Raw genomic sequence first — 23,682 nt, 5'->3', positions numbered from 1 at the left:
TCCCGATCGATTGGAGGTGTGATCAGAACAGCTCGGGGAGCGCGCCGTCCAGGCGGCGCAGCGCATCCCACTCGGGCGAGCCGTCGGTGATCATCTCGAAATCCGCGAAGTCGAAGCCCGGCCCCACGGTGCAGCCCACGAGCGCGTACGCGCCCGCCGGCCGGGCCGCCTGCCAATCGCCCGCGGGAACGACGCACACGTGCCGCGCGCCCGCCGCTCCGTTCGACAGTGTCGCCTTCTGGATGGCGTCGCGCCCCGTGCTCCAGAACACCTCGATGGGATCTCCCTCGTAGAAGTGCCACACCTCGTCGGAGCGCACCCGGTGCCATCGGCTCTGCTGTCCCTCCACCAGCAGAAAGTAGATGGTGGTCAGCGCGCTGCGCGCGGGACGGTCGTCCGCCGGCTGCACCGATCCGGCGGAGCGGAAGATCTCGCGGTAGTAGCCGCCTTCGGGGTGCGGCTGCAGCTGGAGCTCCTGGATCAGGGCGGCGGCGCGATCGTGCATCACGTTTCGGGAAAGGTGTGGATGAGAACGGCGGCCGCCCCGTGCGGGGTGGCCGTCGGTGGCGGCAGACGGAACGCGAGCCCGCCTACCGGGGCGCGGGTGCCGGGGGCGCGAGCGCCGCGAACAGGTCGGGCCCGAAGTTGGGCGCCATGCTCGTCCGCCACTCCTCGGCCGGCAGCGTGAGGCGCGTCTTTACGTAGTGGTCGCCCAGCAGCATCAGGTGCATGAACGACGCGAGGTTCCCGTCATCCCGGCGCAGAACGGCCGCCACGAGATGCCCGGGATGCGATCCGTCCGTCGCGTCCCATGCGCGCGCCGTGTCCACCACCACCGTGACCGAGCGGTACCAGCCCTGCCCGATGCCGCCATCCAGGCTGGCGACAAACTCCCGCGCCTCCTCCGCGATCTGCTCCGCGGCCGGCTTGGCGAGCCGCTCGGCGGGGACGGGGTAGACGAACGCCGTCGCCGCCACGTGCTGCGTGGAATCCGCGAACCGGTAGGCGTAGCGAATGCCCATTTCGCGCTGCTCGTACCGCGAGCTGTCCATCATCGTGAACGACGGGATCCGTGCCGGCGGACGGACCTCCTGCGCGGATGCCTGAAGCACGGAAGCCGCCAGCAGAAGCACCGCCATCATCGGCGTCCGGCACCACGGAAAGCTGGGCATGGGGAAGGGATTTCGGGGAGGAGGTGAGGGCTGCCCGGCGCGGGCCGGCGTGGAAACGTGCGCGGGGGAATCTGCGGGGTTCCCGCGCCGTTGCCAAGCCGCCGCCGATCCGCGCGGACCCCGCTATCCGTTGCGTTCGGTGAAGCGGGCAAGCTGCTCCACGACGGTGCCCCATCCGTCGTAGAAGCCGAGTTCATCGTGCATGTTGCGGTCGGCGTTGTTCTTGTGCATCGCCTGCACGCTGTACTCCGTGCCGTCGCCGTGGTCGCGCAGCGTGATGATTGCCGTCACGAACGGGTTTTCCGCCGGGCGCCATCCGCCCACCAGTGCGTTGGTGAACACGATGCGCTCCTGCTCGTCCACCGCCAGAAAGCACGCGTTCATGTGCGGGCCGAACTCGCCGCCGTCCTCGCTGATGCGCGTCACGAATGCGCCACCGGGGCGCAGATCCATCTCCATCACCTTGCACCGCGCCGGCGCGGGCACCCACCACTGCTCAAAGCTCGCGGGGTCCGCCCACGCGTTCCACACCACGGAGCGCGGCGCCCGGATGATCCGCGACAGCGTGAGGTCAAGGTCTGGATTGGCGATCTGGATCATCGTGATTCTTTCTGCGACGGGTTGCGGGTGACGAACTGCTCCAGGCGGTCAGTGCGGCCTTCCCAGATGGCGCGCTGCGCGGAGAGCCACCGGTCGATGTGCGAGAAACGGCTCGGTTCGATGCAGCACGTGCGCACGCGGCCCTCCTTGCGCGTCTGGATGAGCCCGCTGGCCTCCAGCGCGCGGATGTGCTTCATGAACGACGGCAGCGCCATGCTGAACGGCTCCGCCAGGTCGCCCACGGTCGCCGGCCCGCGCCCCAGCCGCGCCAGCACCGCCCGCCGCGTAGGATCGGCGAGCGCCTGAAAGATGTCGTTCAGTTCGTCGGGATACTTATCCATGAGGCTAAGTTACAGGTTGTGATACTTAGCGCAAGGGGTAAGTGTTCGGCCGAAGCGCCCTCGTGCGGCGCTGTCTTTTCCGCGACCACCATCGCCTGAGGCATGAATGCGATTCAGGACACCGCCTGGAAGACCTCCTCGGCGAGGAACCAGCCACCCGGGTGCTTGCGCACGGCGCGAAGGGTCACGCCCCCGCACATTTCCCCGCACACCTCCACGATCTGCACGACGGCCAACTGGCCGTCGCGGCTGAATCCCACCGTGGATACGAGGACCACCGAGGCGCGATCCGGCAGGCGATCCACCTTGTCGCGCTGAACAGCCCGTATCAGCGCCCGGGCGCTGTCCGCGGACACTCGCTGATCGTGATGCGACGCGCGAACCGAGTCCGGCAGCGGGTAGACCGACGCGCTCCGCCTTCGCAGATCCTCCACGGCCTGCAGCACCGCCGGCGAAAAGCGGTTCATCAGTTCATCGTCCGCCGTGAAGGTATCGGGGCCCGACAGCCCGGCCGTATCCGTCACCTGCTGCAGAATCGCGGGATGCCCGAAGCAGCACTCGCCCAGCACGGTCTGGTAGACTTCCTCCGTGTCCGCGGCGAGCACGGTCTCGCTGGCGGAGCAGCCCGCGCAGAGCATCAGCAGGAGCAGACGAGCGCGATGCTTCATGAGGGCGGGCGCGAGAGAGGCATGGGCGGCGGTTCAGGTGCAACGCGCGAGGGGGCGCGATCCTGCCCGCCGGCCGCGGCTTATCTGCCCGTGCCCGCCGAGTCGTTCAGTTCGATGAACGATGACGGGGCGGGCGGCGGCGGGAGGGCGCGGATGAGCGAATCGAGCGGGACGGGCTGGCCGCGGAGGTGAAAGCCGTACGCCTGCAGAATGACGTGCGACATGTTGTCGGGATGGCGGACGCCACGGGCGCGCAGGGAGTCCGCGACGGGGCCGCCGCGCCACAGCCCGGCCTCGTTGCGCAGCCCCATCCCGAGCGTGTGGTGATACAGGATGGCGCTGTCGGGAAGCGTGCGCCGGAGCGTCTGCCTGTCCGCGGCGGTCAGCGTGGAATCCAGCAGCGCGAACGCCGGCGCGACCGCGGCGGGCACCCGCCTGTCGGCCTCGCGCCCGGAGCACGCGGCCAGCGCCAGCGCGGCGCCGAGCAGCCAGCGGTTCATCACCCGAGACCTGCGTCCGCCATCCATCACGCGCCGTTCACCGGACCTCGCTGCGGAGCCGCACGCGGCCGCCGCGCACCTCGTACATCTCGCCCCGCTGCATCACCACGTATCCCACGCCGTCGTGCGCGGCGATCCCGGTGACGGAGTTGCTCGTCCCGTAATCCGGAATCCGCTGATCGCCGCGCCACACCACGGACAGGGCGCTGTCCATCATCACCGGCTCCAGGCGGCTGGTGAGCGCGAACAGGCGCCCCCCCGCGCGGTCCGCCGCCACGTGCTCCATGCCGTCCATCGCGCGCCAGCGGATGGAATCGGTGCGCGTGGCGAACACCCGGCCGTACTCCACCACCACAAGCTGGTTGCCCACCGTGGCGATCTCCTGGATGTGTACGCCGTTCTCCGGCACCCGGTGCAGCTTCTGGTCGTGCGGCGTGGGGATGGGCGACCAGGTGCCGCCGCCGTCCGTGGTGCGCCAGAACACCGGGCCGGGATTGAACCCGGCCATGGCCACGTACGCGGTGTCCGTCGTGGCGCGATACGCGTGCGTCACATTCTCCATTCCCGCCGGCAGCGCCGCGCGCTGCCAGCTTTCCCCGCCGTCTGCGCTGCGCATGAGAACGGCGCGGAAGCCGTCGCCCACGCGTTCCGTGGCAAACACCCACACGGAAGGGCCCTCCGCCGCGATGGCGTCCACGTCGTCGAACCGCGCGCCGGGAACGGCGGACCACGACGCGCCGCCATCCGCCGTGCGGAACAGCACCGGGGCGTTGCGGGCGCCATTCCCGCGCACGCCCGCCAGCATTACCTGCTCGCTCACGAAGCCCATGCTCGCGCCGACGCGCAGCCTGTCCGCGTCCACCGGGCCCCCCGGGGCGCCAAGGCTGCGGCGCCACGGCCCGAACAGCGAGTCGGCGGTGAACAGCCCGCCCCGGGCGCTCCACAGGCGGCCGCGCGGCGAAACAAAGAATTCCGTGATCCACCGCGAATCCGGCAGCGGGCCCGGCGCGTCGCCGGGGTCCGCCCGCTGCCCGGCGGGCTCCATCGCCACGTCGTGCATCACGGTGAGCAGCGCCGCCAGCTGTTCCACCGAACTGCCGCCCTCCGCCGCCGCCGTCGTGAGGCGGGACGAGCCGCCGCGCCCCTCCACGCGCACCACCACGCGCCCATCCGCGTCCGGCGGGCGCACCACCATGATGCGGGCGCCGGAATCCACCTGGTCCAGACGGTACCCGAGTTGTACGAGGCGCGCCCGCGTGGCGCGAAAGTGCGAATCCGGCCCGATTCCCATCTCGGTCGTGGCCGCCGGAACCGGCCCGCGGCCCGAGGGCTGATCGGCTCGCGGCTGGCAGGCCGCCAGGGCGAGCGCGGCGGAGATGAGGAGAATGGCTGCGCGCATGCGGTGTCGGGACGGGTGAGAGTTGGGACTTGGGGCGAAGGTGAAGGGCGGAGCGTCACCCCGGCGGCAGGCGCCGGAGAAACAGGCCGGGTCAGGAACCAGCTCCGCACATCCACCCGTACACGGTGGAATCGCGGCGGTCCAGGACGATGCACCAGAGCCGCCCACGCTCTCCCGCCGCCCGGTGGTGGGACACGGCATCGCCATCGGCATCGCCATCGGCATCGCGCACCCAGCTTCCGCTCCAGCGCGGCGGCCGCCGGTGCGATCCCGCCCCATCCTGGGGCGCGGGACGGACCCGCGCCGCCAGCGCGAAGCGGATCCACTGCCCGCCGCTGTCCAGGTTGTGCACCTCCTGGATCGCGGTCGCCGTGGCGGGCACGAAGTCCGGCAGCCACCCGCGGTCCCGAGCGCACGCGCGGAGTGCGTCCGCGTGCGTGGGATGGGTTTCGACGACGTTCTCGGTGCGCACGGCGGCGGAATACAACGCGGTTGCCGCCACCAGCAGAACCGCGCCCGCTATCAGCGCCCGCCTGGTGAACCCGCGATCAGCCATGGAGATGATCCTCATCAGCCGTTTCGATTCCTGCGTACGCCATCCGTCTCCGCGCGCGCCACCAGACCAGCGTGGTGATGGTGAGTGCCAGCGGAATGGGGAGTAGCGCCACCGCCAGGTACAACGCGAGGATCAGAAACATCTCGGGCGCCATGTCGACCAGCGCCTGCCCGATCGGCGCCGTGACCGCGTTGACGGTCCGCTCCGCGGCGGGCGACAGGTCCAGCCGGCGCAGCGTGTCGCCGTGGGTCACAGCCGCGACGGAAAACGAGTCCTTGCTGAAGGTGGTCAGCGTATCGCCCGCGACGTGGACGGAGATGCCGAACGAGTCCTGGAGCAGACGATAGAACTCCTGTCTGCGCAGTTCGGCGGTGGGTCCGGAGACGTCCGGCCGCGAATCAGCCCACGCACGCACGGCCCTTTTCTGCTCGATCCTGGCAGCCACGAATACCAGGTAGATCACCAGCAGCTCGGCGAGGACGCCCACGATCCACAGCCCGCGGATCCGGCGCGCACTCCAGTCGCGAATGGCCATCAGGTGCTTCTTCGGGATGGATGAAGGGAAGCGCCGTGTGTCTCTGGTGAACGCGGCGTTCGCCCGTCCTTACAGCACGCCCAGCAGGAACGTGGAGATGTAGAGGAGCGCGAGCAGCGGAAAGACCCACCACGCGCGCCACCGCCGCCGGATGGCGCCGGCGGTCGCCAGAAGCAGCGTGGCGGGCGGCAGAATCCAGATCGCGCCAAGGAGCGCGAACACTCCCCCGTGCGGATCGTCTCCGGGCCACCACCACAGCGACGCAAGAAGGCCCGAACCCGCCAGGAGCAACAGGCCGAGCGCGAGGTTCATGACGAACCAGAACCGGGCCGCGCGCGACAGACGGCGTCCGGGCCCGTGTGTTTCAGGTTGATCGGAAGGGATCAAGGCTCAGTGATGCGGCTGCGGCTTCGTCCGGCGGGGCGGATCGCCAGGTGACGGACGCGGGTTCTGGATGGGAGATGGATGATAACAGCGCGCGGCCCAGCAAGCGAAACCGCCCGGCCCCTCCCGCGGAAAATTCCACACCCGGCGCAAACCTTTCTCCCGCGCAGAAGCATCCGCGACGAGCCGGAGCCCGCCACCGTGCTGAGGTCTCCCCCTCTCCCGCTTGCGGGAGAGGGGGCCGGGGGGAGAGGGGTGCCGGCCGCCGCGCCGGGCCATCCGGATCGAGCTGAGTCGCCGTTCTCCCCTCTCCGTGCGCAGTTTGCACGGGGAGGGGCCGGGGGAGGGGCCTCCCAGCCCGGCGCCGCACGAAGCTCCGCCAGATCCGCCAGAACAGCCCACGTACCCTGAGCAGTCGCGGCAGCAAAAACCAGCCGGACACCCGCTCAGGCGTCCGGCTGCTTCTCATCCACCCCGCCCCGCGTTCAGGCGCGTTCCGTGTTCAGGTGCAGGCAGAGGATGAACGGCGTTCCCTCCGCGTCCGTGAACTGCGTGCTGGCCGTAATGCACAGGTCGCCGGTGGGCAGCGGCACGTACGGCTGCGTCTCAAAGATCTCCACCGGGGTTTCCAGAAGAAGGTAGTAGTACTCCTTCATGGAATGGTCCGCGCCCCGGGCCGGCGGCCGGTAGATGATGCGCTTCTGCCGCAGAACGTGCTCCGGGTGCCACACGGTGCCGCTGGCCTGAATGCCCGACATGTTCAGCACGCACGCCGACGCCACCCGCGCATCCTCCGCCACCAGTTCGGCCAGCGCGTCGTCGAAGCGCGCTTCGGGCTCGCCCTGCAGCCGCCCCGCAAACTGCCGCACGCACTGCTCCCGCTCCTCGGCGCGGGAGCGCTCGGCGATGATGCGGTTGAGCGTGCGCCGCTTGAAGGCGTTGGCCACGTCCACCACGCGGCTCTGGTCCAGCTGAATCTCGCCGCCCGCCTCGATCTTGTGCGGCCGCGCCAGATAGAAGCCCTGCAGCATGTCGCCGCCCAGCTGCAGCGTGGCCACCGCCTCCTCAAGCGTTTCCACCCCCTCGGAAATGATCCACCCGCCGATGCGCTCCGAAAGCTGCACCAGCGCCTTGAGCACCTCCAGCTTGTGGTAGTCGCCGTCCACGTCCTGCACCAGCGAGCGGTCCGCCTTGATGATGTCGGGCTTTACGAACGCGATGCGGTCCAGGTTGGCGTGCCCGGCGCCCACGTCGTCCAGCACCACCAGAAAGCCGTGGGCGCGGTACCGCTCCACCGCCGCGCGCAGCCGGTCCTCGTCGCCGAACGCGGTTTCCAGGATCTCCACGGCCAGGTTGGGCGGGTTCACGCCCCGGGCCTGCGCCAGCTCGATCAGCCCCGGGCCGCCGGCCACATCCGCCTCCACCGTCGACACATCCAGGTTCAGAAACAGGATCAGTTCGGGATGCGCGGCGTGCAGGGGCAGAAAGCTGTCGATGGCCCGCTCGCGGCACAGGCGGTCCAGCTCAAAGGTCAGCCCCTGCTCGGCCGCCGCGCCAAAGAGCCGGATGGGCGGGATGATGGCGCCGTCCTCGCCCACCCCGCGGCTCAGCGCCTCGATGCCGATCACCGACTGGCGGCGGATGGAGGTGATGGGCTGAAAGTGCGTTTCCACGCCGCCCCGCGCGATCAGGGCGCGAACGTCTACTGCATCGCTGGATTGCATTCCGGAAAATCCCGCTGCTGGCTGCACACGCTGTGGCTTTTGCGCGCCTCACAACGCAGGCTCCGAGCCGTGCGGTTCTCAGACAAACCCGCTGCATACCTGTCTGGTCATCCGCATAGGGGCACGGTGGCGGGAAATGGAAGAGGACGGCGGGGGATGGAGTGCGCCCGGCTTCCGCGTGGCAGGCGCAGTGGTGCAGGCGCGGCCGCTGGCGGATGCCGCGCGGGGGCGGCGCGATCCTTCGTCCGGCGCGGCGCGACGGTGGCCGCTACAGGAAGCTGGCGACGAACGGGGCCGCCCACAGAAGCGGCAGCAGCTGAACAATCCACCACGCGCGCCACCCCAGCCGGATGGCACCCGCCGACAGCAGAAACGCCAGTGCGCCCATCCCCAGCCACAGCGCGCCGAGCGCAAAGCCCCGCCCGTGCGGAGCCGCGTCGGGCGACCGCCACAGCCACACCAGAAGCCCCGTTCCCGCCAGCAGCGGGAGCCCGATCACGAGATTGATCGCGAAAGCGATTTTCGCGATGAGGCTCCGCTGGCGTTCGCGCCGCGGTTGATCCAGCGGATCCCAGGTGTCCAAGGCTCGCGCGTTGTCTGGCGTGGATGGCGGACCGGCTGAATGGCCGTCCCGACTCAAAAGCCCGGCCAGGGGGCGCGCGCGAAAGCGCCGCGAGCACGAACCCGCGGCGTTCCCGGTGTTCATCCCCGCGCGGAGTCCGTCATGCTCCGGGGATGAGAACGGACCCGCGGCGCGTCAGCCGGGGGCGACGACCAGACCGGTTTCCGGCGACCGGCGCCGGCGGCTCAGGATTCCCGCGGACACCAGGGTAAAGACGAGCGCCACGGGCAGCGGCTCCATGAACGTCATCGCCGCGTTGGCCAGCGGGTTCTGGTACATGCGGATGAACGCCTCCATCTTGGCGACTTCCTTCTGCACCTCCTGGGGCGTGCCCTCGCTGCTGCGCGCGGACTCCATCATGTACGCCTCGATCTTCTGGCCGTGCTCGGGCGCGAACTTGAAGTACATGGCCTCCCACGTGGCCACGTAGCACGCGGACGAGATCAGCGCGATCAGCGATCCCACCGCCATCGCCCGCCCGAAGCTCACCCGGCCGCCGCCCACGTTGTCGCGGTACGAGCGCACGCCAAAGAACACCAGCAGAAACGCGAGGACCATCGTCGTGTATCCGACGACCAGCCCCATGTCGTAGCTGACGCCCAGGTACGTCATGTTGATCACCATGAGCGCCGACAGAATGGCGCCCGAGATCAGCCCGAAGGTCCAGACGATCTTCTTCATCGATCAGATTTCCCGCGTTGCGGATGATGAGTGTCCGTTGACGCCCCGACACTAGCCGCGGCGGCGGAAATCCGCGTCACCCGAACGGGTGATTGTGGCGTTCTGGCTGGATGAATCACCCGTTCAGGCGATGAGGCCGGCTTCCTTGGCCAGCTGCACGGCCTGCGTGCGGCGGCGGGCGTTCAGCTTCTCGAACAGGCGGCTGGAGTGCGTCTTGACCGTGTTTTCGCTCACGAACAGCTTGGCGGCGATCTCGCGGTTGCTGAGGCCGGCGGCGATGGCCTCCAGGATCTCCAGCTCGCGCGGCGTAATGCCGAACCGCCGCGCCCGCTCCGGATCCGCCACGAACGGCTCCTGCGGGCGCGCGGGCACCTCCACCGGCACCTCCACCCGCACGGGCACCTCCACCGGCACCTCGCGCACGACCACGCGCGTGCGGGTGAGCTTCAGGCCCAGCCAGATGCCCAGGACGGAAAACAGGGCCGCGATCAATCCGCCGTAGATCTCCACCGAGTGCTCCACGACCAGGAAGCGGTACTCGATGAACTTCAGTCCGGCGATCAGCACGCCGCCCAGAAGGCCGTAGAAGAGGATGATCTTTTTCACGAGGGGGAGCTGCGGCGGTCATGCGGCCCGGCGTACGCGCGGGCGGTGGCGGGAAGAGCGGCGATCGTGATTCCACGGTGCCACCCCGCGGCATTGGATCATCGGCCCGGAGGATGGCCGGCGCGCGCGGGCCGGCTTCCGTCCCTCCCGCGCGCCGGGGCCCATGAGCCGCGGCGGCCGCCATCGACGACGCGATCGCGATCCGCCGCGGGATGGTGAGGTATCGGTCCGGATCCTGGCCCGGCGGCGATCGATCCGCCGGCGTGCGGTCGGCGGCCATCCATCCGCCGGCTGGACCCTGCGGGATCAGTCCGCCGGGCGCGGATCTCCGGCCATGATCGCGCCCATCCGCGCGGCGATGTAGTCCATCTGCCGGCTCCGTTCGCTGGCCCAGCGCGGCAGGCGGATGCGGTTGGCGCCCACGGTGCCCAGTGCCGTGGCGGTAAGCATTCCCGGCACGATCAGGTCCTGCGGCGCGCCGGACATCATCGCCGCGGCCACGGCGGCCAGGCCGGCCAGCATCCCCACGCCGCCGAGCGCGTTCACGGCGAGCGCGTTCCCCTTTACCGTGCCCAGCCGCAGCCGGTAGCCGCCTTCGCCCGGCTCCACGCAGGCGTGCAGGTTTCCGTTCACCCATTCCAGCAGCCCGCCCTGAGAAATCACGCGTCCGCGCGCGCGGAAGGTGGCGCGCAGCTCGCCCACCAGCTGCTCCCACTCGCTCGTGGTGGGCGCACGCGGCAGCGGAACCACGCGCGTCACCTCGATAGGCGCGCCCAGCGTGGTGCGCACCGGAAGCTGCGCGGTGTGTGCGTCCAGGGCGGCCGCGGCGCGAGTGACCTCCGCCACGTCCAGCCCCGCCTCGCGCCCGATGTCCTGCAGCTCCACCAAGCTCAGCCCCTGCGACGCGCCCGGCCGGGGCTCGGCCAGTTCCCTCTGCGCGGCGGAGGCAAAAATCTCACGGACTTCGTCGTCGTTGTAGGTGCGCTGGCCTGCCATGGTGTCCTCACGCTGACGGGATTTACGGAAACGGGAACGCCGCCGTGCAGTCAAGATAAACGTTGCGGCGCCTTTGCGCTCATGTACGAGGCAAAGGGCGCCGCGGGTTCACCCGTCCACGATCCCGAGCTCACGTTCCAGGGAAGCAAAGGCTTCCTCTGCATCTTGTCCGGTTCCTTCGTACATCCCCCGCAATCCACGCTGAATCCCCGCGATCGCGGCAGCTTGGGTGCCTTCGGGAGCATGGTCCATGTTCACGGCGATGTCCTCCGGCCGGCTGCTCCGGCCCGCGCCTGACGGACTTGCGCTCTGGTTGGTCCTCATTTCGTCATCCATCCGCCCAGGGGGCAGGTAGCGGGGCGCCGCAGCGCGTACAGAAGTCCATCCGCTCAAAGGGCCGCATGTGCACCATCTTTCCGCAGTGGTCGCAGAAGCGCGTGTTGCGCAGGTTGAGCACGGTGATCACCACAACCACCGGCAGCATTAAGCTGGCCGAGGAGGGGAACAACCATGTCGTGAGAGCGCCGAACGCCACTCCGGCGCCCACCGCCATGATGCGGTGCGCGCGGCGCTTTTCGGGCGTGGTGGGCCGCGAGCGGACGTACAGCGTGCTGCCGATGCCCAGCGCGAGCCAGACAACGGCGAAGGTCAGAAACTGAGATTCGTCGCTCATGGACGAGACGGGTCAGAGATGGATGTGCGCCGTCCGGCGGGCCAGGAGCGGGGTCGCCGGCGCCGCCCGGCTGTCATCACCACGGCTGACTGCCTGGCGCGATTGCGGATCGCCCCGCGCCCGGGTTCGCCGTGCGGTGCACGACAGGCCGCAGCGCCGGAGCCCGGCGGGCGAGAACCTTTGTCATCCACCCGTTCAGGAAGCCGGCAGCGGGGCTCCGCAGCGTGGGCAGAAGTCTACCCGCTGAAAAGGCTGTACCTGGGTCATCTTGCCGCACTGATCGCAGAAGCGGGTGTTGCGCAGATTGAGCATTGTGATCAGCACGATCGCCGGCAGCATGAAGACGGCCGAGGGGGGAAAGAGCCAGGTCGCGAAGGCGCCGAACGCCACTCCCGCGATCACCGCCAGGACCCGGTGAGCGCGGCGTTTTTCGGCCGCGGTGGGCAGTGAGCGGATGTAGAGCGTGCCGCCGATGCCCAGCGAGAGCCAGACAACCGCGAATGTCAGAAACAGAGATTCGTCGCGTTCGAGCATGGACGAGGTTGGGTCCAGGGATGGAGGTGCGCCGTCCGGTGGGCCAGGGCGCGCGGTCGCCGCCGCTGGCTGCCATCGTCACGGCTGACTGATGCGCGCAGGTACGCGCCGTGCCGCGCCCGGGTTTCGCGGCGCGGTGCACAGCAGGCCACAACGCCGGAGCCCGGCGGGCGAGAACATCCTCGCCGCGCCGGGCTGGTGGTGGATCGACTCGGGCGCGCGCGACCGTCCGCCCGCGCAACCACGGTTCTGTTCGCGAGGCGGCTCGATCATGATCCGCCCGCCGCTGCTGGATGCGGTGCGCCTACGCCCCGAACTGCCGCAGGTGGTGGTCCAGGTGCTTGTACATCAGCACGGCCCACTCGCGCGGCGTGAGCCGGCCAAAGAACGGGTGGGGATGCGTGGTGCAGCCGCTGGGCCCGTTCTCCGTAAATCGGTCGATGAGCCCGGCCAGGCGCCGGCGCTCGGCGTCCAGGTCGCGCTCGCCGGGAACCAGCATCTCCGGCACGGTGGGCGAGTTGCGGCGCATGAGCGCCTCGTTGCCCAGCGCCAGCGGCTTGATGATCCACCCCAGCAGCCGCCCGATCAGCACGCGCCGGGGCAGCGTGTCGCCCAGCGCCATCTGCACGCCCGCGGCACAGTGCGCCACCGCCTGCCCCGGGCTCATGGTGCCCCACTGCCGCGCGCTGTCCGGCCGCAGGTTCAGCAGCCGTGCCCTGATCTCGGCCGCCGTCGCCGGTTCATACAGGTGCTTCATGGGGGTACCGCGGAATGGAGGGTGGGGGAGGCGGGGGATGATCGTCACGCGCGGCGGGGTGCCGCGCCCGAGGGTCATCCGGCCGGGGCGAACGCCAGCGGGGGATCTGCCCTGGCCGTGGATGTCTCCCGTGGCACCGGCCTAGATGGGATTCACGACGCCGGCCACGCGGATGGAGTTCATGATCCGCTCGCCGACCGCGCCCCACTCGCCTTCCAGCTCACGCGTGACGTTGAAGCTCACGATCATCGCCCGGCCATCCACCGACGACACGACCATGATGTTGCGCACCTCACCGTCCGCCGTGGGCGACCAGAAATCCAGCACGGCGACGTCCTGAGTGCCGCGGCGCACCACCTCGCTGCGGTTCCAGCGCGCCGTGGGGAACGTGCTCTTCAGCTGCCCCTCCAGCGCGGCGTGGGCCTCGCGGATCTGCGCGGGCGCCATGGCCTGCTGCGTGTGGTTGAACGCGATGCTGACGGTGCCGCGTTCGTTGGACAGCACTTCCGTGGGCGGGCGCTGCGTGGGGTACTTGGCGCGCAGCATCTCCGGCGACATGCGCGAGAAGTCGGCCGGCGCCATGAGGGCCACCTTGCCCCCCAGCGCGGTGTGCTCCACGAGCTGGGCGGTGCCCTGGGCGTTCGCGGCGGCCGCGGTGCAGCTCAGGAGAAGGGCGAAAAGTACGGTTCTGATGCGCATTTGATGGAGGAGGGGCGTTTCGTGAATGCGATGAGTACGAGCGGGCGGTCCGGGGCACGACGGCCGCCGCGACCGCCCGGCGGGTGTGCGGCCAGGCATAAGGGTACAGGCGGGCCGTGGATATGACAACGCTACCCGGCTCCGCCGATCCGCGGATCAGACGATGGGACTGAAGCGTTCCACGACGGTCGGCACCCAGCGGGTGCGGAGCACGACCACCCGGTCGCCGGACGGCAGGCTCAGCCGCAGCCGCGTCTGCGTCCGGATCGTCTCGCCCCCACGGTGGTCAAAGGCCAGGGCCGGCTCCAGCTTCAGCCATGAACGCATGGTGTCCAGCCCGACTGCTACGGGAAAGCGGATGGAATCCGCGAATGCGTAGCGTCGGCCACGGCTGGAGGACAGCGAGACATCCTCCACCGTCACGCGCCTGAGATCCGTCGTCCTGGGGCTGACCCGGATGGTGAGCTTGTAGGGAGGGTGGTTGATGACGTCGTTGTCGTACGTGAACCACTCCATGCAGACGGTCGCTTCCGGCAGTTCGAAATTGGAGCACCGGGAGCCGAGCTCCTCCTGATCGCCGCGCGCGACCGCTTCCACGGGTTTGTACGTGTGGATCCGTTCCGTCATCATCTCGTCGAGCAGGAGCCAGCATGATCCCATCAGGAGCAGCATGGTTCCCAGCAGCGCGTAGACGCAGCCCCGGGTTCTGGAGATCGCCATCAGGTGTCTGGGACGTTGGGATTGAGAAGCGCTACGTTTCGACTCTCAGCCAGACGCAAATGGCGAAAGCGTGGGAGCACGGTCCCGCGCTGCCGTTGGCCAACTCCTGCTCAGCTATGTGATCCCCGAGCACGTGCTTTCAGAACAAAGGCGCGCGGCACCTGTTTTTCGCATCCCGCCAAGGGATTTCCAAGACGCCTCACTGCGCTTGGTCGAGTGTCGCAAGTGCAGCGTGGATTCGGTTGCGTTCGTGGATGAACTTCCTGATGAGCAAGCCTCCTGCGACCCAGGGCAGCAGTAGAGATATGACTCCCCCCAGCGAGAAACCTGAAGATTCCCCTATGACTACAGAACCGCAGACCAGTCCCACGCACAGGATCAGTAATCCGACGATCGCGTACAGGCTGTCGGCCTGGATCGTAGTTGTAAATCCAGAAGCGTTGTCACGTAGAGCGAAAACCGTCAAGCCTTCTCTGCCGGGTCGGCCAGCCGCCGTGACATCATCTCCGTCGTCGACGCTGATGGTACCACTCATCACGACAGGCTTCCCGGCGATGCGAAACATCGTGTTGTGAGTTGTTTGAACCCTTCCTCCGTGCCGGCCATGGATGTTGCCGGAAGTGTGCGAGATAACTCGGCAATGGCTTACAACTCCAGAAATTGTGACGAATTCCATGGGTCTTTTTCCGTATCAAGGGTAGCTCGGGAGGGATCCGGCAGCAAACTATCCCCTGTAGACGGCCTGACCGACAGAATTTCTCATCCGCTGTGCTTACCCTCGAGCTTCGCCTCCAGCCTTCCTGTTCTAATTAGTTGGAACGTACAACTGGTGACGTTTTCGGACCGGTTCAGGGCGTTCGAGGGCGATCGCGTACTCCAGCATCCGGCTCTCCCGCAGGCCTCAGCGCAACGACTGCCGCCATCACCCGCCGTAGCGGTCCGGCAGCGGCGCGCCGGTGCGCAGACTGTCAAAGACGCGGTCTGGATCGGCTTGGCACCAGTAGCGGATCTGGAGATCCGGACGGCCGTCCGGGCGCCGCACCGTCGACACAGGTAGCTCGGGGTCGGCGAGCCACCGGGGCGCCGCCCACTGCTGCGCCACCACCGCCAGCGGCTGCGCGCCTTCCACGATCCACGTCGCGCGGCCGCCCGCGATACTCGCCAGGTAGCCCACGCGCAGCATCTCCTCCACGACCGCGCCAATCGCGGCGTCCGCCGCGACGGGCACCACCCATTCGTGCGGCGCCTCGATGTCGTCGCCCATCGCGACGCTGTCTCTCCAGATCACAACCTCCATCAGTCTCGGACCCGTGCGGGCGAAGTGTGTAAGCCGTCGGCCGCTGGACGCGACGGCGGCGGGCGCGGCGCTGGCGGGATGCGCTGACCGGTTCAGGAAGCGGGAGCCGCGGGCACCTCGCTGAACGAGATGCCGCCGCGCTGCTCGCCGGACAGGGTCTGCCCGCCGCACCGCACCGGAGCGCCGCGAAAGATCTGGCGAAACCCGGTGGCGCGCAGCGTGATCTCGCCCTCGTTGCAGTCCAGCGTCCAGCGCCAGTGCAGCGGCGGCCCCTGGAACCCCGCGAGGGTCGGCTGTTCATCATCGCGCCGCAGGTCCTGAATGGAGATCTCACCCTGCGGCTCCACGTCGATCCGCAGATCAGAGACGTTCTCGAACACCAGCGTCGCGGGCGCGACCCAGAAGCTGAAGTGCGTTTCGCCGGGCGCGGGATTGATCCATTGCAGGATGTAGTCGATGTCGAGCGCGAACGTCCACTCGTCCCCCGGAAATCCCATCGCGCGGATGGTGGCATCGTGCCAGCCCATCCGCTCAAAGTCCGCCTCGGTCCAGATCCACTGGTCCAGCGAGTACGTTTCGGTCACGCGATCATCGATTCGGGTGATGCGGGCACCTGGATTCAGCCGCACCGCGGGCAGGTGAAGCGCCGGACTACGCCTTGAGGACCGGGTAGCGCAGGTGCGTTACGCCGTCGCCCGCGATCACGGTGGGGTTGCCGAGGATGGCGGGCGTGCCGGCCAGCTGGTCAAACAGCCGGATGCCGGAGCCCAGCAGGACCGCCGCGACGTCGATGTGAAGCTCGTCCAGCAGGCCGGCGTTCAGAAGCTGCTGGATGGTGTCGGCGCCGTGCACGCCGACGGACTTTCCGGCGGCGGCGGCCCTGGCCTGCTGGACGGCGCTCTCGATGCCGTCCGTCACGAAGTGCACGGTCGATCCGGGGCGCGGCCAGCCATCGGGCACCTGGTGGGTCACCACGAACGCCGGCCCCCACGCGTGATGCCCGCCCCAGCCTTGCGCGACCTCGAACGTGCGCCTGCCGGTGAGCACGGCGCCAAGCTCGGACCACAGCGCGCGCAGGTGCACGGCGCTCGGCGCGGACACCTTGAACGTCATGGGGTCCGATCCCCCGGTGCCGAACTCAACATCCCCGGAGTGAAAGTACCAGTCGAACACCTCGCCCACGCCGTCGTCGCGATCAGCGACAAAGCCGTCGAGCGACATGGACATGATGGCGACAACCTTTGACATCGCGATGTCTTTCAAGAGGGAAGACTGCGTTCGGGGCGCTCGTCCACGCGGACGGCGTCAGGCGGAGGGCGACGGACTCGCGGCCAGGGGTGCGGAAAGCCCGTCGATGCTGGTCGCGTTCTTCTCCCGCCGGTACCCGGGCAGATCATCGCCCTTGGCCTCGGCCCAGCGGGGCAGGGTATCGCGCTGCCGCGTGTACTCCATCAGCGGCACCGCGAAGCCGCACGAGGTCTGCACCCGCGAGATCTCCGCGGTGATGATCTGCCGCATCCCGGGATAGGCGGGAAAGAGACCGGCCAACTCTCCCCACGCCGGCGTGTCCGGCAGCACCACCTCGCCCGTTCCGTACAGGCGCAGGATGCGGGGCGCCCCGGTGAACGCGCAAAACATGAAGGTGATGCGCCCATTCTCGTGCAGATGCGCGGAGGTCTCGTTGCCGCTGCCGGTCAGGTCCAGGTACGCCACCCGGCTGGGCGACAGGACGCGCAGGCAGTCCAGCCCCTTGGGCGAGAGATTGACGTGGCCCTCACCAGAAAGCGGCGCCGAGGCCACGAAGAACACGGGCTGCGCCTCGATGAAGGCCTTCAGCTCTGGAGTGATGCATTCCAGCACTTTTGCCATGGATCACTCTCGGGATCGAAGACGGGCGGGGCCGCGGCGCGGGCCGGTGCGCAGCGGAGCCGCCGGATGTACGGGGTCCGGCGGATGAGGTCCGGAACGGGAGCCCGTCCTCCTTGCCCGTCGCGCGCCACGACAGCGGGCTGACGGCGACGGGCGGCCGTGTCTACCGCCGTTCGATCCACTGAAACAGCGGCGCCAGCCACTCCGGGCGCGGCCGGTAGAACGCGCCGTGCCCCCCGCCCGTGTTAATGCGGATCTCGCGGTGCTCGCCCGGCGCACGCGCCTGCGAAAACAGCGGCTCGCACGACGTCCCCAACTCGTCCGACGCTTCGTAGATGGAGAGAATGCGCCCGCGCACGTCCACGTCGTCGCGGCCGTTCACCCAGTCGCCGCAGGGGGCCAGGAACACGAACGTGACGGCCGGATCCCTGAGCAGCGCCGCGGCGATGATCGCGATGGCCCCGCCCTTGGAAAAGCCCACCACCGCGATCCGCTCCGCCGGCACGCCCGCGGCTGCAAGCTGGCGCACCTGGTCCGCCACGTGAGACCCAAAGGCGCGAAAGTCCGTGCCCGCCGGGCGCTGCTCCGCGATCACATCGGCGCCGGACGCCGCCAGCGTGTCCAGAATCTGCTGGTACTCGTAGATCCCGAAGCGCTCGTCCGTGGGGCGCGGCCCCTTCTCCTCGATGATCCGGCCGTGCAGGTAGATGATGTACCGCCCATCGGCGCGTGGCTGCGCCGGCACGCCGCCGAGGACGGCACCGCGCTGCGCCAGCACGGGCGTGGCGCAAAGCAGGAGCCCGCCCGCGACGGCGGCACCGCGGAGCCAGGTGCGGAGCAGGGAACGGCGGATCATGAGAACCGGACCAGTTTGTGTGGAAGCGCGGCGGCCGCGGACCGTCGCCGGGGAGCGCGATCATCGCCGGTGCCGCGCCCGCCGAACGGCGTGACGGCTACATCGGGTGCAGCATGAGGATGTACTCGCTCGTTTCGCGGCCGCGTGCTTTGGCGAACCCGGCATCTTCACCCGTGATGATGAATCCGCACTTCTGCAGCACGCGCAGCGAACCGAGGTTGTCCTGTGCCACGCGTGCGCGGATCGGGCGCTTGGTGCTGGCGGTTTCCAGGAAGGCCGCCAGCGCGCGCGTGGCGATCCCCCGGCCCCAGTACGCCCTGCCCAGCCAGTACGTGATCTCCGGCTGTCCCTCGTCCTCGTAGCTGGAAACGTAGCCCGCGACCTCCTCACCCGCGACGATTGTCCGGAGGATGACGGTCGGGTTGAGCCTGATCCGGTCCCAGTGCGCGATGAACGCTTCGCGGTCGGATGGATCCCGGTTGGTAAAGGCGGCCATCCAGTTCGCGTCCGGATCCAGCTGCTGCGCAAAGAACGCGTCGAGGTCGTCGTCCACCATCTCCCGCAGGGTGAGGCTGGATGGCGAGGAGTGCGGCGGGGGCTTGTTCATGCGCGGGTTCCATGGAGTTGCGGGACAGGCTACCAGCCGCCCCAGCGCCAGTGACGGTACATCCCCACCACAGCCCGGCCGTCGGGGTGCAGGGTCACCGAGGCGCCATGCTCGCCCCACCTCCCCGTCCGTGATATCTGGAGGCTGGCCGTCATCCGGGTCGTGGTGAACCTGCTCTCGGGCTTCCAGACGCGCAGGTGTTCGACGCGATAGGTCACGTTTGCCGAGTGTGGCGGGAAGCGAACGACCACGTCCGGAATCACGTACGCCGTCCCCTGCTTGGCGGTCGTCCACTCGATGAACGCCGTCTCCTCCCACGCAAAGTCCACCGCATCGTGATGCTTGGCGCGGGTACTCAGGTTGGACGTGTCGCCCAGGAGTTCGGTCGTGGTGATCACATGCTTTTCCCAGGGCTCCCACGGATGGGTGGCGGGAGGCCTGTCACACGCGGAACCCGCGGCCAGGGCGAGCAATGCGGCGTAGGCGACTCGGAAAGCCATCGGGCCTCCTGGGGCAAAAGCGAAAAGGATGAACCGGAGTCCTGCTCACCTACGGTCGGTCATCCTTTCCGGCTTTCCCGCTCAGCCTGGCTGCGCGCCGGGGTCACCGCCCGCGTCCGCCTGCTGGTCGATGTGCGCCGCGAAGCGCCGGAACTCTTCCAGCAGCGCTTCCGGCGCCGCTTCCTGGAACTCCACCACGGAAAAGATCTCCAGGTTGCCGGCGGGCGACCGCAGCGACTGCTGAAGCTGCCGCGGCGCGGGCGCCGACTCGTGCAGAATGAACGGCACCACGAACGGAAACCATCCCCGCGCGTCCAGTCGGTACCGGCTCAGCAACTGCTCCGGCCAGTTGACGTGGGAGGAAAAGTTGGGACGGAGGGCGGACCCGGGTACCATCAGCATCGCGCTGCCTTCGGAGACGGCGGCAAGCCCCTCGCGGTCCTTGATCAGCGCCAGCGTGAACAGGGCATGCCACGCCGTCACGCCCTTGTGGTTGATCAGGTGCCGGGGGTCCAGCGGCGACACGCTCCCCACCACCTTCTGCGCTCCCACCAACTCAAGCAGCGACTGGATCTGCGGCTGCGCAAAATCGTCCATCTCCGCCGCCGGCACGGACGAAAATCCCACGAAGCACCACTGCGACCACGCTTCCGCGCTCTCGTATCCCATCCCGGAACCCTTCTTCTCTCGCGGATTGATCGCTGCCGGAGCGAAAGCGCCGTGCTCGCGGACCGGAGCCCCCAGGATGCTCCGCCCTCCATGATCGCCCGCTCCAGCACCCGCCGCCAGTCGGCACCGGCGACGGGCGGTGCTTCCGCACCCTGCGCCTGCCGCGGCCGGCATCCGGTGCACGCGATCTCCGCGAACCTCGGGCGGCACGCAACGCGGATGGTCGCGCAGCGTGCCGGTCCGTCGTCCTACTTCCGCGCGGCCAGGACGTGGGCGACGATCGCGTTGGCGTGGCCGTGGCCAAGGCCGTGCTCCGTCTTGAGCCAGTTCACCCGTTCCATGTGCTTCAGGTCCTCGCGGCTGCGCGCAAGCTCCAGCCAGTGCTCGATGGGCTGTCCGTACTTCTTTTCGATCGAGGGAAAGTACGACGCGGGTCCCTTGGGCTTCTCGTCTGCCGGCATGGTGATCCTGGTTGTGATGTTCGGGGTGAGCGGCGGGCCCGCGGGGAGCTCCCGCCATCCTCAGTGTGAGAAAATATCGGGCGATGCCAGCGTCCGCGGACGCTACGCCATCGCGCATTTCCTGACGGTCTCGAGTGTCCGGGTCGTGATGTCTTTTCCGAACGCGCGCTCCAGCATCGTCATGAAGACGGGCCCCTTGGGGCCGGGTTCATACGCCGTGAACACCTCGGTGCCCGCCATCTTGAGGATCTGAACTCCGTCTCGCGCAATCGGCAGCTCCACGGCCGGGTTGTCCGCACGCCGCAGAAACGTGACGACGCGCTTGGCCGCCGTCGGCAGCGCGAATCCGCCGAACGGGTCGCTCGCGATCAGATCCTGAAGATACTCCGCCGGCCTGATGATCGTGGGAAAGGCATGTCCAAACGACGCCAGGATCACCTGCTCGCACCGCTGCTCCAGCGCGCCCCACTCCGAATCATCGGCGTTGAAGACGGCATTGCCGCTGGACAGCACCGTACGCACATCCGCAAACCCCGCCGCCGCGAGGCATGCCTTCAACTGCGGCATCTTGCAGTTGGAGGGGCTGACCCCGCGAAGTAGAGCAACGTATCGAGGCATGGTGCCCGTCCGTGTGTGACTGTTCCGTGGATTGCCCGACGCCCGCTCGCGCGGGACCCGTCCCGCCGGGCCGCTGGATCGCGGCGGTCCTGCGTTCCGGACGCCGTCGCGGCGATGAACCTGTGCGGACTTCGGGGATCAGGCAACCACGCAGGAATCCGGATGATGCCGGGCGGCATCGCCTGCGTGGTGACGATCTCCGAGGCGCGGGCCGGAGTCCTAGAACTTCACCTTGGCGATTTCCTCGTTGGGCGTGAACTCGTCGCCGAAGTCCTCCATGTCCATCAGCTTGCGGATTTCCACCACCGTTTCGCCGTCGGGGGCAAGGTTGGGCGCGCGCTTCACCCAGTCGATCGCCTCCTGCAGCGAGTTCACCTGGATGATGGTGAAGCCCGCGATGAGCTCCTTGGATTCGGCGAACGGGCCGTCGATGACAGTGCGCTCGTCGCCGCTGAACTGTACGCGCGCGCCCCTGGAACTCGGGGAAAGCCCCTCGGCCGCGAGCAGAATGCCCGACCCAACGAGCGCCTCATTGTATTCCTGCATCGCGGCGAACGCTTCCGGCGGCGGCATGATGCCCGCTTCCGATTCCCGGGTCGCCCGGCCGATGATCATGAAACGCATGGTTCTCTCCCGAATTCGAGTCGTGCGGATCGCCGCTTCGTTCGCGGCCCTACTACCACGTCGAACGAGGTACGCCGCTTTCGACACGGACTCCCAGGTTGATTGCGGACGCCCATCAACCCGGGAGCGTTCTGAACGAAGAGGGCGGCCCCGTGCGGGCCGCCCTCCTTCCGATTCCGGGGATTCTGCCAGGCAGAGCGCCCTCTGCTCCGCAAACCATCCCCGATCCGCCGCGTCCCGAACGGGTTCAGCAGCGCATGCGGGAGCGGACGTGCGCCACCATGTCCCCCCGCTCGCGAAGCTGAACCAGCTCATCCAGAAGCGGCTGGCGGGCATCCGGATGCGCCCGCAGGATGGATTCGTACGCCTTGAGCGCGCCTGCTACGCCGGCCGCGTGCACCGCCCCCTGATCGCGTGACATGCCCGGGTTCTCGATCAGAAAGGCGCCGCTGGAAAGAAGCTGCTGGGTAAAGATTTCCGTTGAGTAGTTCTGGCGGGAGCGCGCGAGGGGGTCAAGCGCTCCACTGCACACCTGGATGGTGATGTCCGGCGAATCCACGAAGTACTGAAACAGGCGCTGCCGCAGCTGTGCGGCGTTCGCCTGCAGCGGGTCCGCCTCCAGGCTGTGCACCTGCTCCGCGACGCGCGCCTGCGAACCCGCGCCTGCACTCGAAGCAGGCTGCGTGCTGGACCCGGCCTGTCCGCCGCTTGCGCAGGCCGCGAGGAGAAGGCTTCCCATCAGCAACCGTACGATCCGCATGATTTGCTCTTTGAAAAGGAGGTGGTGGCGACCGGCAGGCCGCCAAGGTGAGGAGAATCCAGCCCCGCTGCAAGAGAGATCGTGTCCCGGCGCCGCGGGCAGGCTCACGCGCGCGCGCCCGCGACCACGCTGATGGACGCTCGCCCGCACGCCGTCTGCGCGGCTCCGTCAATCAGCGCGGCGCAGGTGCGGCTCATTCCGCGGGTGAATGGTGATGAGGGAACTCCCGTGGCGGCCGAGTTGATGTCTCGACCCGCAATGGAGATCCCTCGTTGCGCTGCTTCGCGGGTGGCGGTCACTCGAGAACGGCTACGGCGAGCACGATGTGCGGTGCGCGGACACCCGCTCGGTGCCAAACCCGCCACGCGTATCCGAGTAGTAGTACGCACGTCCCACAAGGCTGTCGGCCCTGGGAAAGAACTCCACGTAGTAGCCGTGCAGGGAGTCCCCGACGTGGATCTGGACGCCCCCCGGGATTCCCCACCACTGCGCCACATCGTGGCGCTGATTCGATGTCGTCGCATGACGCACACCTGGCCCGTGCCGTGATCCCGGCCGCGTGCTCCGCGACACCGCGGAATCCAGCTGGAGGCTCCACCTGTTGTCCGGCCGCCCGTCTACCCGTTTGTAGAAACGCGCCTCATGGCAGCCGATGAACGGGCTGAGGTCCAGGCCCTCCGGTGCAGGTCCCTCATATGGCATCGGCGAACGAAAGCAGCCAGCGATTACAAGCGCGCTGGCGATGGCGCAAACTGTTTTCATGGAGATCACGCGTGAGAGTCGCTGGAACGTGGCGCTCCGGACCGGTTGCGGGCGACAGGCGGGCGGAACTCAGCAGGCCATGCGGGAGCTGTCAATCGGCGCTGCGCAGGTGCCCGCGGACGATCCGGACCACCTCGGCGAACGGCACTTCTGTGTGATTGCCGACCGCCGTGTAGGGCAGCTCGCTCCGGTCCGGGGCGGGGAGTTCGAGATGAACGTCGTACGATCCCGGCTTCCCGCCGAGTGCGAGACAGGCAAGCACGTGCTGGTTGCGCGGATGGGCCACGCCCACGGCGCGCAGGTCTGCGTCCCAGTGATCCACGACCATGAACGCGGCCGCGCCAAGCGCCTGCCGCAGGCCGTCCAGCAGCTCGAGGATCGCGGGATCCTTGTTCAGGTCCTCGTCCCGGGAGCCGTGGAGGAGTTCATCCAGCTGCTCGGGCCGCATGCGCCGCACCTTTCCCTCCACCTCGCGGCTGTAGCGCCGGTCGT

Annotated in this window: 35 protein-coding genes; all 35 read right to left on the bottom strand. The window is 68.6% G+C overall.

Annotated features, from left to right (window positions below; all coding sequences use genetic code 11):
- Positions 1–22: 22 nt before the first annotated feature.
- The 35 genes from HNQ61_RS02435 to HNQ61_RS02265 all read right to left on the bottom strand — a co-directional run bounded on the left by HNQ61_RS02435 (position 23) and on the right by HNQ61_RS02265 (position 23,638).
- Positions 23–505 carry a cupin domain-containing protein gene (locus tag HNQ61_RS02435; protein WP_170031336.1) on the bottom strand — a complete coding sequence of 161 codons (483 nt, stop codon included), beginning with the start codon at positions 503–505 and terminating at the stop codon, positions 23–25.
- A gap of 85 nt (positions 506–590) precedes the next feature.
- Positions 591–1,172: a hypothetical protein gene (locus HNQ61_RS02430; protein WP_170031334.1), complete on the bottom strand. Its 582-nt coding sequence runs from the start codon at positions 1,170–1,172 to the stop codon at positions 591–593.
- A 123-nt stretch (positions 1,173–1,295) separates the two neighbouring features.
- Complete coding sequence (locus tag HNQ61_RS02425; RefSeq protein ID WP_170031332.1) at positions 1,296–1,772, bottom strand: SRPBCC family protein; 477 nt, start codon at positions 1,770–1,772, stop codon at positions 1,296–1,298.
- On the bottom strand, positions 1,769–2,113 hold the full coding sequence (locus HNQ61_RS02420; RefSeq protein ID WP_170031330.1) for an ArsR/SmtB family transcription factor: 345 nt from the start codon (positions 2,111–2,113) through the stop codon (positions 1,769–1,771). Before HNQ61_RS02420 ends, HNQ61_RS02425 begins: the two co-directional genes overlap by 4 nt.
- 113 nt (positions 2,114–2,226) lie before the next feature.
- A complete protein-coding gene (locus tag HNQ61_RS02415) occupies positions 2,227–2,781 on the bottom strand; it encodes a hypothetical protein (RefSeq protein ID WP_170031328.1) in 555 nt (184 codons plus the stop codon).
- 80 nt (positions 2,782–2,861) lie between these two features.
- Complete coding sequence (locus tag HNQ61_RS02410) at positions 2,862–3,281, bottom strand: DUF6794 domain-containing protein (RefSeq protein ID WP_170031326.1); 420 nt, start codon at positions 3,279–3,281, stop codon at positions 2,862–2,864.
- Positions 3,282–3,318: 37 nt separating this feature from the next.
- Positions 3,319–4,680, bottom strand: a complete 1,362-nt coding sequence (locus HNQ61_RS02405) for a WD40/YVTN/BNR-like repeat-containing protein (RefSeq protein WP_170031324.1) — start codon at positions 4,678–4,680, stop codon at positions 3,319–3,321.
- A 91-nt stretch (positions 4,681–4,771) separates the two neighbouring features.
- Positions 4,772–5,236 carry a YbbD-related protein gene (locus HNQ61_RS02400; protein ID WP_170031322.1) on the bottom strand — a complete coding sequence of 155 codons (465 nt, stop codon included), beginning with the start codon at positions 5,234–5,236 and terminating at the stop codon, positions 4,772–4,774.
- On the bottom strand, positions 5,229–5,771 hold the full coding sequence (locus HNQ61_RS02395) for a hypothetical protein (protein WP_170031320.1): 543 nt from the start codon (positions 5,769–5,771) through the stop codon (positions 5,229–5,231). The genes HNQ61_RS02400 and HNQ61_RS02395 overlap by 8 nt, the downstream gene beginning before the upstream one ends.
- A gap of 69 nt (positions 5,772–5,840) precedes the next feature.
- On the bottom strand, positions 5,841–6,158 hold the full coding sequence (locus tag HNQ61_RS02390; RefSeq protein ID WP_170031318.1) for a hypothetical protein: 318 nt from the start codon (positions 6,156–6,158) through the stop codon (positions 5,841–5,843).
- A gap of 482 nt (positions 6,159–6,640) precedes the next feature.
- Positions 6,641–7,879: an EAL domain-containing protein gene (locus tag HNQ61_RS02385; RefSeq protein ID WP_170031316.1), complete on the bottom strand. Its 1,239-nt coding sequence runs from the start codon at positions 7,877–7,879 to the stop codon at positions 6,641–6,643.
- A 268-nt stretch (positions 7,880–8,147) separates the two neighbouring features.
- Entirely contained in the window at positions 8,148–8,378 is a 231-nt protein-coding gene (locus tag HNQ61_RS02380; RefSeq protein ID WP_170031314.1) for a hypothetical protein, read from the bottom strand.
- A 258-nt stretch (positions 8,379–8,636) separates the two neighbouring features.
- A complete protein-coding gene (locus HNQ61_RS02375) occupies positions 8,637–9,182 on the bottom strand; it encodes a DUF4199 domain-containing protein (RefSeq protein WP_170031312.1) in 546 nt (181 codons plus the stop codon).
- A gap of 123 nt (positions 9,183–9,305) precedes the next feature.
- A complete protein-coding gene (locus HNQ61_RS29110) occupies positions 9,306–9,788 on the bottom strand; it encodes a LuxR C-terminal-related transcriptional regulator (RefSeq protein ID WP_170031310.1) in 483 nt (160 codons plus the stop codon).
- A 306-nt stretch (positions 9,789–10,094) separates the two neighbouring features.
- The gene (locus HNQ61_RS02365; protein ID WP_170031308.1) at positions 10,095–10,784 is read right to left on the bottom strand and encodes a hypothetical protein; all 690 of its coding nucleotides are present in this window, start codon (positions 10,782–10,784) and stop codon (positions 10,095–10,097) included.
- Between the two features lie 108 nt (positions 10,785–10,892).
- Positions 10,893–11,120, bottom strand: a complete 228-nt coding sequence (locus tag HNQ61_RS02360; protein ID WP_170031306.1) for a hypothetical protein — start codon at positions 11,118–11,120, stop codon at positions 10,893–10,895.
- Positions 11,113–11,457, bottom strand: coding sequence for a zinc ribbon domain-containing protein (locus tag HNQ61_RS02355; RefSeq protein WP_170031304.1), 345 nt, complete (start codon positions 11,455–11,457; stop codon positions 11,113–11,115). Before HNQ61_RS02355 ends, HNQ61_RS02360 begins: the two co-directional genes overlap by 8 nt.
- Positions 11,458–11,652: 195 nt before the next feature.
- The gene (locus HNQ61_RS02350) at positions 11,653–11,991 is read right to left on the bottom strand and encodes a zinc ribbon domain-containing protein (protein WP_170031302.1); all 339 of its coding nucleotides are present in this window, start codon (positions 11,989–11,991) and stop codon (positions 11,653–11,655) included.
- A 304-nt stretch (positions 11,992–12,295) separates the two neighbouring features.
- Positions 12,296–12,748, bottom strand: coding sequence for a DUF1569 domain-containing protein (locus HNQ61_RS02345; RefSeq protein ID WP_170031300.1), 453 nt, complete (start codon positions 12,746–12,748; stop codon positions 12,296–12,298).
- 141 nt (positions 12,749–12,889) lie between these two features.
- Positions 12,890–13,447 (bottom strand): hypothetical protein, encoded by a 558-nt coding sequence (locus HNQ61_RS02340; RefSeq protein ID WP_170031298.1) that lies wholly within the window; start codon positions 13,445–13,447, stop codon positions 12,890–12,892.
- A gap of 156 nt (positions 13,448–13,603) precedes the next feature.
- Positions 13,604–14,167, bottom strand: a complete 564-nt coding sequence (locus tag HNQ61_RS02335; protein WP_170031296.1) for a hypothetical protein — start codon at positions 14,165–14,167, stop codon at positions 13,604–13,606.
- 199 nt (positions 14,168–14,366) lie between these two features.
- Positions 14,367–14,843 (bottom strand): hypothetical protein, encoded by a 477-nt coding sequence (locus tag HNQ61_RS02330; protein WP_170031294.1) that lies wholly within the window; start codon positions 14,841–14,843, stop codon positions 14,367–14,369.
- 246 nt (positions 14,844–15,089) lie between these two features.
- Positions 15,090–15,464, bottom strand: a complete 375-nt coding sequence (locus HNQ61_RS02325) for a hypothetical protein (protein WP_170031292.1) — start codon at positions 15,462–15,464, stop codon at positions 15,090–15,092.
- A 92-nt stretch (positions 15,465–15,556) separates the two neighbouring features.
- Positions 15,557–16,048 (bottom strand): hypothetical protein, encoded by a 492-nt coding sequence (locus tag HNQ61_RS02320; RefSeq protein WP_170031290.1) that lies wholly within the window; start codon positions 16,046–16,048, stop codon positions 15,557–15,559.
- Between the two features lie 67 nt (positions 16,049–16,115).
- Positions 16,116–16,712 (bottom strand): dihydrofolate reductase family protein, encoded by a 597-nt coding sequence (locus HNQ61_RS02315; RefSeq protein WP_170031288.1) that lies wholly within the window; start codon positions 16,710–16,712, stop codon positions 16,116–16,118.
- Between the two features lie 57 nt (positions 16,713–16,769).
- Complete coding sequence (locus HNQ61_RS02310) at positions 16,770–17,333, bottom strand: pyridoxamine 5'-phosphate oxidase family protein (RefSeq protein ID WP_170031286.1); 564 nt, start codon at positions 17,331–17,333, stop codon at positions 16,770–16,772.
- A 163-nt stretch (positions 17,334–17,496) separates the two neighbouring features.
- Entirely contained in the window at positions 17,497–18,189 is a 693-nt protein-coding gene (locus HNQ61_RS02305; RefSeq protein ID WP_170031284.1) for an alpha/beta hydrolase, read from the bottom strand.
- A gap of 97 nt (positions 18,190–18,286) precedes the next feature.
- The gene (locus HNQ61_RS02300; protein ID WP_170031282.1) at positions 18,287–18,796 is read right to left on the bottom strand and encodes a GNAT family N-acetyltransferase; all 510 of its coding nucleotides are present in this window, start codon (positions 18,794–18,796) and stop codon (positions 18,287–18,289) included.
- A gap of 29 nt (positions 18,797–18,825) precedes the next feature.
- Positions 18,826–19,296 (bottom strand): hypothetical protein, encoded by a 471-nt coding sequence (locus HNQ61_RS02295; RefSeq protein ID WP_170031280.1) that lies wholly within the window; start codon positions 19,294–19,296, stop codon positions 18,826–18,828.
- A gap of 81 nt (positions 19,297–19,377) precedes the next feature.
- Entirely contained in the window at positions 19,378–19,965 is a 588-nt protein-coding gene (locus tag HNQ61_RS02290; protein ID WP_170031278.1) for a hypothetical protein, read from the bottom strand.
- A 248-nt stretch (positions 19,966–20,213) separates the two neighbouring features.
- Positions 20,214–20,426 carry a DUF4287 domain-containing protein gene (locus HNQ61_RS02285; protein ID WP_170031276.1) on the bottom strand — a complete coding sequence of 71 codons (213 nt, stop codon included), beginning with the start codon at positions 20,424–20,426 and terminating at the stop codon, positions 20,214–20,216.
- 102 nt (positions 20,427–20,528) lie between these two features.
- Complete coding sequence (locus HNQ61_RS02280) at positions 20,529–21,044, bottom strand: DUF1697 domain-containing protein (protein ID WP_170031274.1); 516 nt, start codon at positions 21,042–21,044, stop codon at positions 20,529–20,531.
- 219 nt (positions 21,045–21,263) lie between these two features.
- Positions 21,264–21,668 (bottom strand): YciI family protein, encoded by a 405-nt coding sequence (locus HNQ61_RS02275; RefSeq protein ID WP_170031272.1) that lies wholly within the window; start codon positions 21,666–21,668, stop codon positions 21,264–21,266.
- A 247-nt stretch (positions 21,669–21,915) separates the two neighbouring features.
- Positions 21,916–22,428 carry a hypothetical protein gene (locus HNQ61_RS02270; RefSeq protein WP_170031270.1) on the bottom strand — a complete coding sequence of 171 codons (513 nt, stop codon included), beginning with the start codon at positions 22,426–22,428 and terminating at the stop codon, positions 21,916–21,918.
- A gap of 853 nt (positions 22,429–23,281) precedes the next feature.
- Positions 23,282–23,638, bottom strand: a complete 357-nt coding sequence (locus tag HNQ61_RS02265; RefSeq protein WP_170031267.1) for a hypothetical protein — start codon at positions 23,636–23,638, stop codon at positions 23,282–23,284.
- Positions 23,639–23,682: the final 44 nt, after the last annotated feature.

It is taken from the genome of Longimicrobium terrae (genome assembly GCF_014202995.1).
In the GTDB taxonomy this organism is placed as follows: Bacteria; Gemmatimonadota; Gemmatimonadetes; order Longimicrobiales; family Longimicrobiaceae; genus Longimicrobium; species Longimicrobium terrae.
This window is presented reverse-complemented; position numbering and strand designations above follow the sequence as displayed.

Bases quoted from the DNA above. Each gene is read 5' to 3' on its own strand.
- HNQ61_RS02305 (WP_170031284.1), bottom strand. From the start codon at position 18,189: ATGATCCGCCGTTCCCTGCTCCGCACCTGGCTCCGCGGTGCCGCCGTC.
- HNQ61_RS02330 (WP_170031294.1), bottom strand. From the start codon at position 14,843: ATGGAATTCGTCACAATTTCTGGAGTTGTAAGCCATTGCCGAGTTATC.
- HNQ61_RS02290 (WP_170031278.1), bottom strand. From the start codon at position 19,965: ATGGGATACGAGAGCGCGGAAGCGTGGTCGCAGTGGTGCTTCGTGGGA.
- HNQ61_RS02355 (WP_170031304.1), bottom strand. From the start codon at position 11,457: ATGAGCGACGAATCTCAGTTTCTGACCTTCGCCGTTGTCTGGCTCGCG.
- HNQ61_RS02430 (WP_170031334.1), bottom strand. From the start codon at position 1,172: ATGCCCAGCTTTCCGTGGTGCCGGACGCCGATGATGGCGGTGCTTCTG.
- HNQ61_RS02400 (WP_170031322.1), bottom strand. From the start codon at position 5,236: ATGGCTGATCGCGGGTTCACCAGGCGGGCGCTGATAGCGGGCGCGGTT.
- HNQ61_RS02415 (WP_170031328.1), bottom strand. From the start codon at position 2,781: ATGAAGCATCGCGCTCGTCTGCTCCTGCTGATGCTCTGCGCGGGCTGC.
- HNQ61_RS02385 (WP_170031316.1), bottom strand. From the start codon at position 7,879: ATGCAATCCAGCGATGCAGTAGACGTTCGCGCCCTGATCGCGCGGGGC.
- HNQ61_RS02395 (WP_170031320.1), bottom strand. From the start codon at position 5,771: ATGGCCATTCGCGACTGGAGTGCGCGCCGGATCCGCGGGCTGTGGATC.
- HNQ61_RS02265 (WP_170031267.1), bottom strand. From the start codon at position 23,638: ATGCGGCCCGAGCAGCTGGATGAACTCCTCCACGGCTCCCGGGACGAG.
- HNQ61_RS02410 (WP_170031326.1), bottom strand. From the start codon at position 3,281: ATGAACCGCTGGCTGCTCGGCGCCGCGCTGGCGCTGGCCGCGTGCTCC.
- HNQ61_RS02335 (WP_170031296.1), bottom strand. From the start codon at position 14,167: ATGGCGATCTCCAGAACCCGGGGCTGCGTCTACGCGCTGCTGGGAACC.
- HNQ61_RS02275 (WP_170031272.1), bottom strand. From the start codon at position 21,668: ATGCGTTTCATGATCATCGGCCGGGCGACCCGGGAATCGGAAGCGGGC.
- HNQ61_RS02300 (WP_170031282.1), bottom strand. From the start codon at position 18,796: ATGAACAAGCCCCCGCCGCACTCCTCGCCATCCAGCCTCACCCTGCGG.
- HNQ61_RS02435 (WP_170031336.1), bottom strand. From the start codon at position 505: ATGCACGATCGCGCCGCCGCCCTGATCCAGGAGCTCCAGCTGCAGCCG.
- HNQ61_RS02360 (WP_170031306.1), bottom strand. From the start codon at position 11,120: ATGGATGACGAAATGAGGACCAACCAGAGCGCAAGTCCGTCAGGCGCG.
- HNQ61_RS02310 (WP_170031286.1), bottom strand. From the start codon at position 17,333: ATGGCAAAAGTGCTGGAATGCATCACTCCAGAGCTGAAGGCCTTCATC.
- HNQ61_RS02340 (WP_170031298.1), bottom strand. From the start codon at position 13,447: ATGCGCATCAGAACCGTACTTTTCGCCCTTCTCCTGAGCTGCACCGCG.
- HNQ61_RS02350 (WP_170031302.1), bottom strand. From the start codon at position 11,991: ATGCTCGAACGCGACGAATCTCTGTTTCTGACATTCGCGGTTGTCTGG.
- HNQ61_RS02325 (WP_170031292.1), bottom strand. From the start codon at position 15,464: ATGGAGGTTGTGATCTGGAGAGACAGCGTCGCGATGGGCGACGACATC.
- HNQ61_RS02345 (WP_170031300.1), bottom strand. From the start codon at position 12,748: ATGAAGCACCTGTATGAACCGGCGACGGCGGCCGAGATCAGGGCACGG.
- HNQ61_RS02420 (WP_170031330.1), bottom strand. From the start codon at position 2,113: ATGGATAAGTATCCCGACGAACTGAACGACATCTTTCAGGCGCTCGCC.
- HNQ61_RS02270 (WP_170031270.1), bottom strand. From the start codon at position 22,428: ATGCGGATCGTACGGTTGCTGATGGGAAGCCTTCTCCTCGCGGCCTGC.
- HNQ61_RS02285 (WP_170031276.1), bottom strand. From the start codon at position 20,426: ATGCCGGCAGACGAGAAGCCCAAGGGACCCGCGTCGTACTTTCCCTCG.
- HNQ61_RS02405 (WP_170031324.1), bottom strand. From the start codon at position 4,680: ATGCGCGCAGCCATTCTCCTCATCTCCGCCGCGCTCGCCCTGGCGGCC.
- HNQ61_RS02295 (WP_170031280.1), bottom strand. From the start codon at position 19,296: ATGGCTTTCCGAGTCGCCTACGCCGCATTGCTCGCCCTGGCCGCGGGT.
- HNQ61_RS02425 (WP_170031332.1), bottom strand. From the start codon at position 1,772: ATGATCCAGATCGCCAATCCAGACCTTGACCTCACGCTGTCGCGGATC.
- HNQ61_RS02375 (WP_170031312.1), bottom strand. From the start codon at position 9,182: ATGAAGAAGATCGTCTGGACCTTCGGGCTGATCTCGGGCGCCATTCTG.
- HNQ61_RS02365 (WP_170031308.1), bottom strand. From the start codon at position 10,784: ATGGCAGGCCAGCGCACCTACAACGACGACGAAGTCCGTGAGATTTTT.
- HNQ61_RS02315 (WP_170031288.1), bottom strand. From the start codon at position 16,712: ATGTCAAAGGTTGTCGCCATCATGTCCATGTCGCTCGACGGCTTTGTC.
- HNQ61_RS02280 (WP_170031274.1), bottom strand. From the start codon at position 21,044: ATGCCTCGATACGTTGCTCTACTTCGCGGGGTCAGCCCCTCCAACTGC.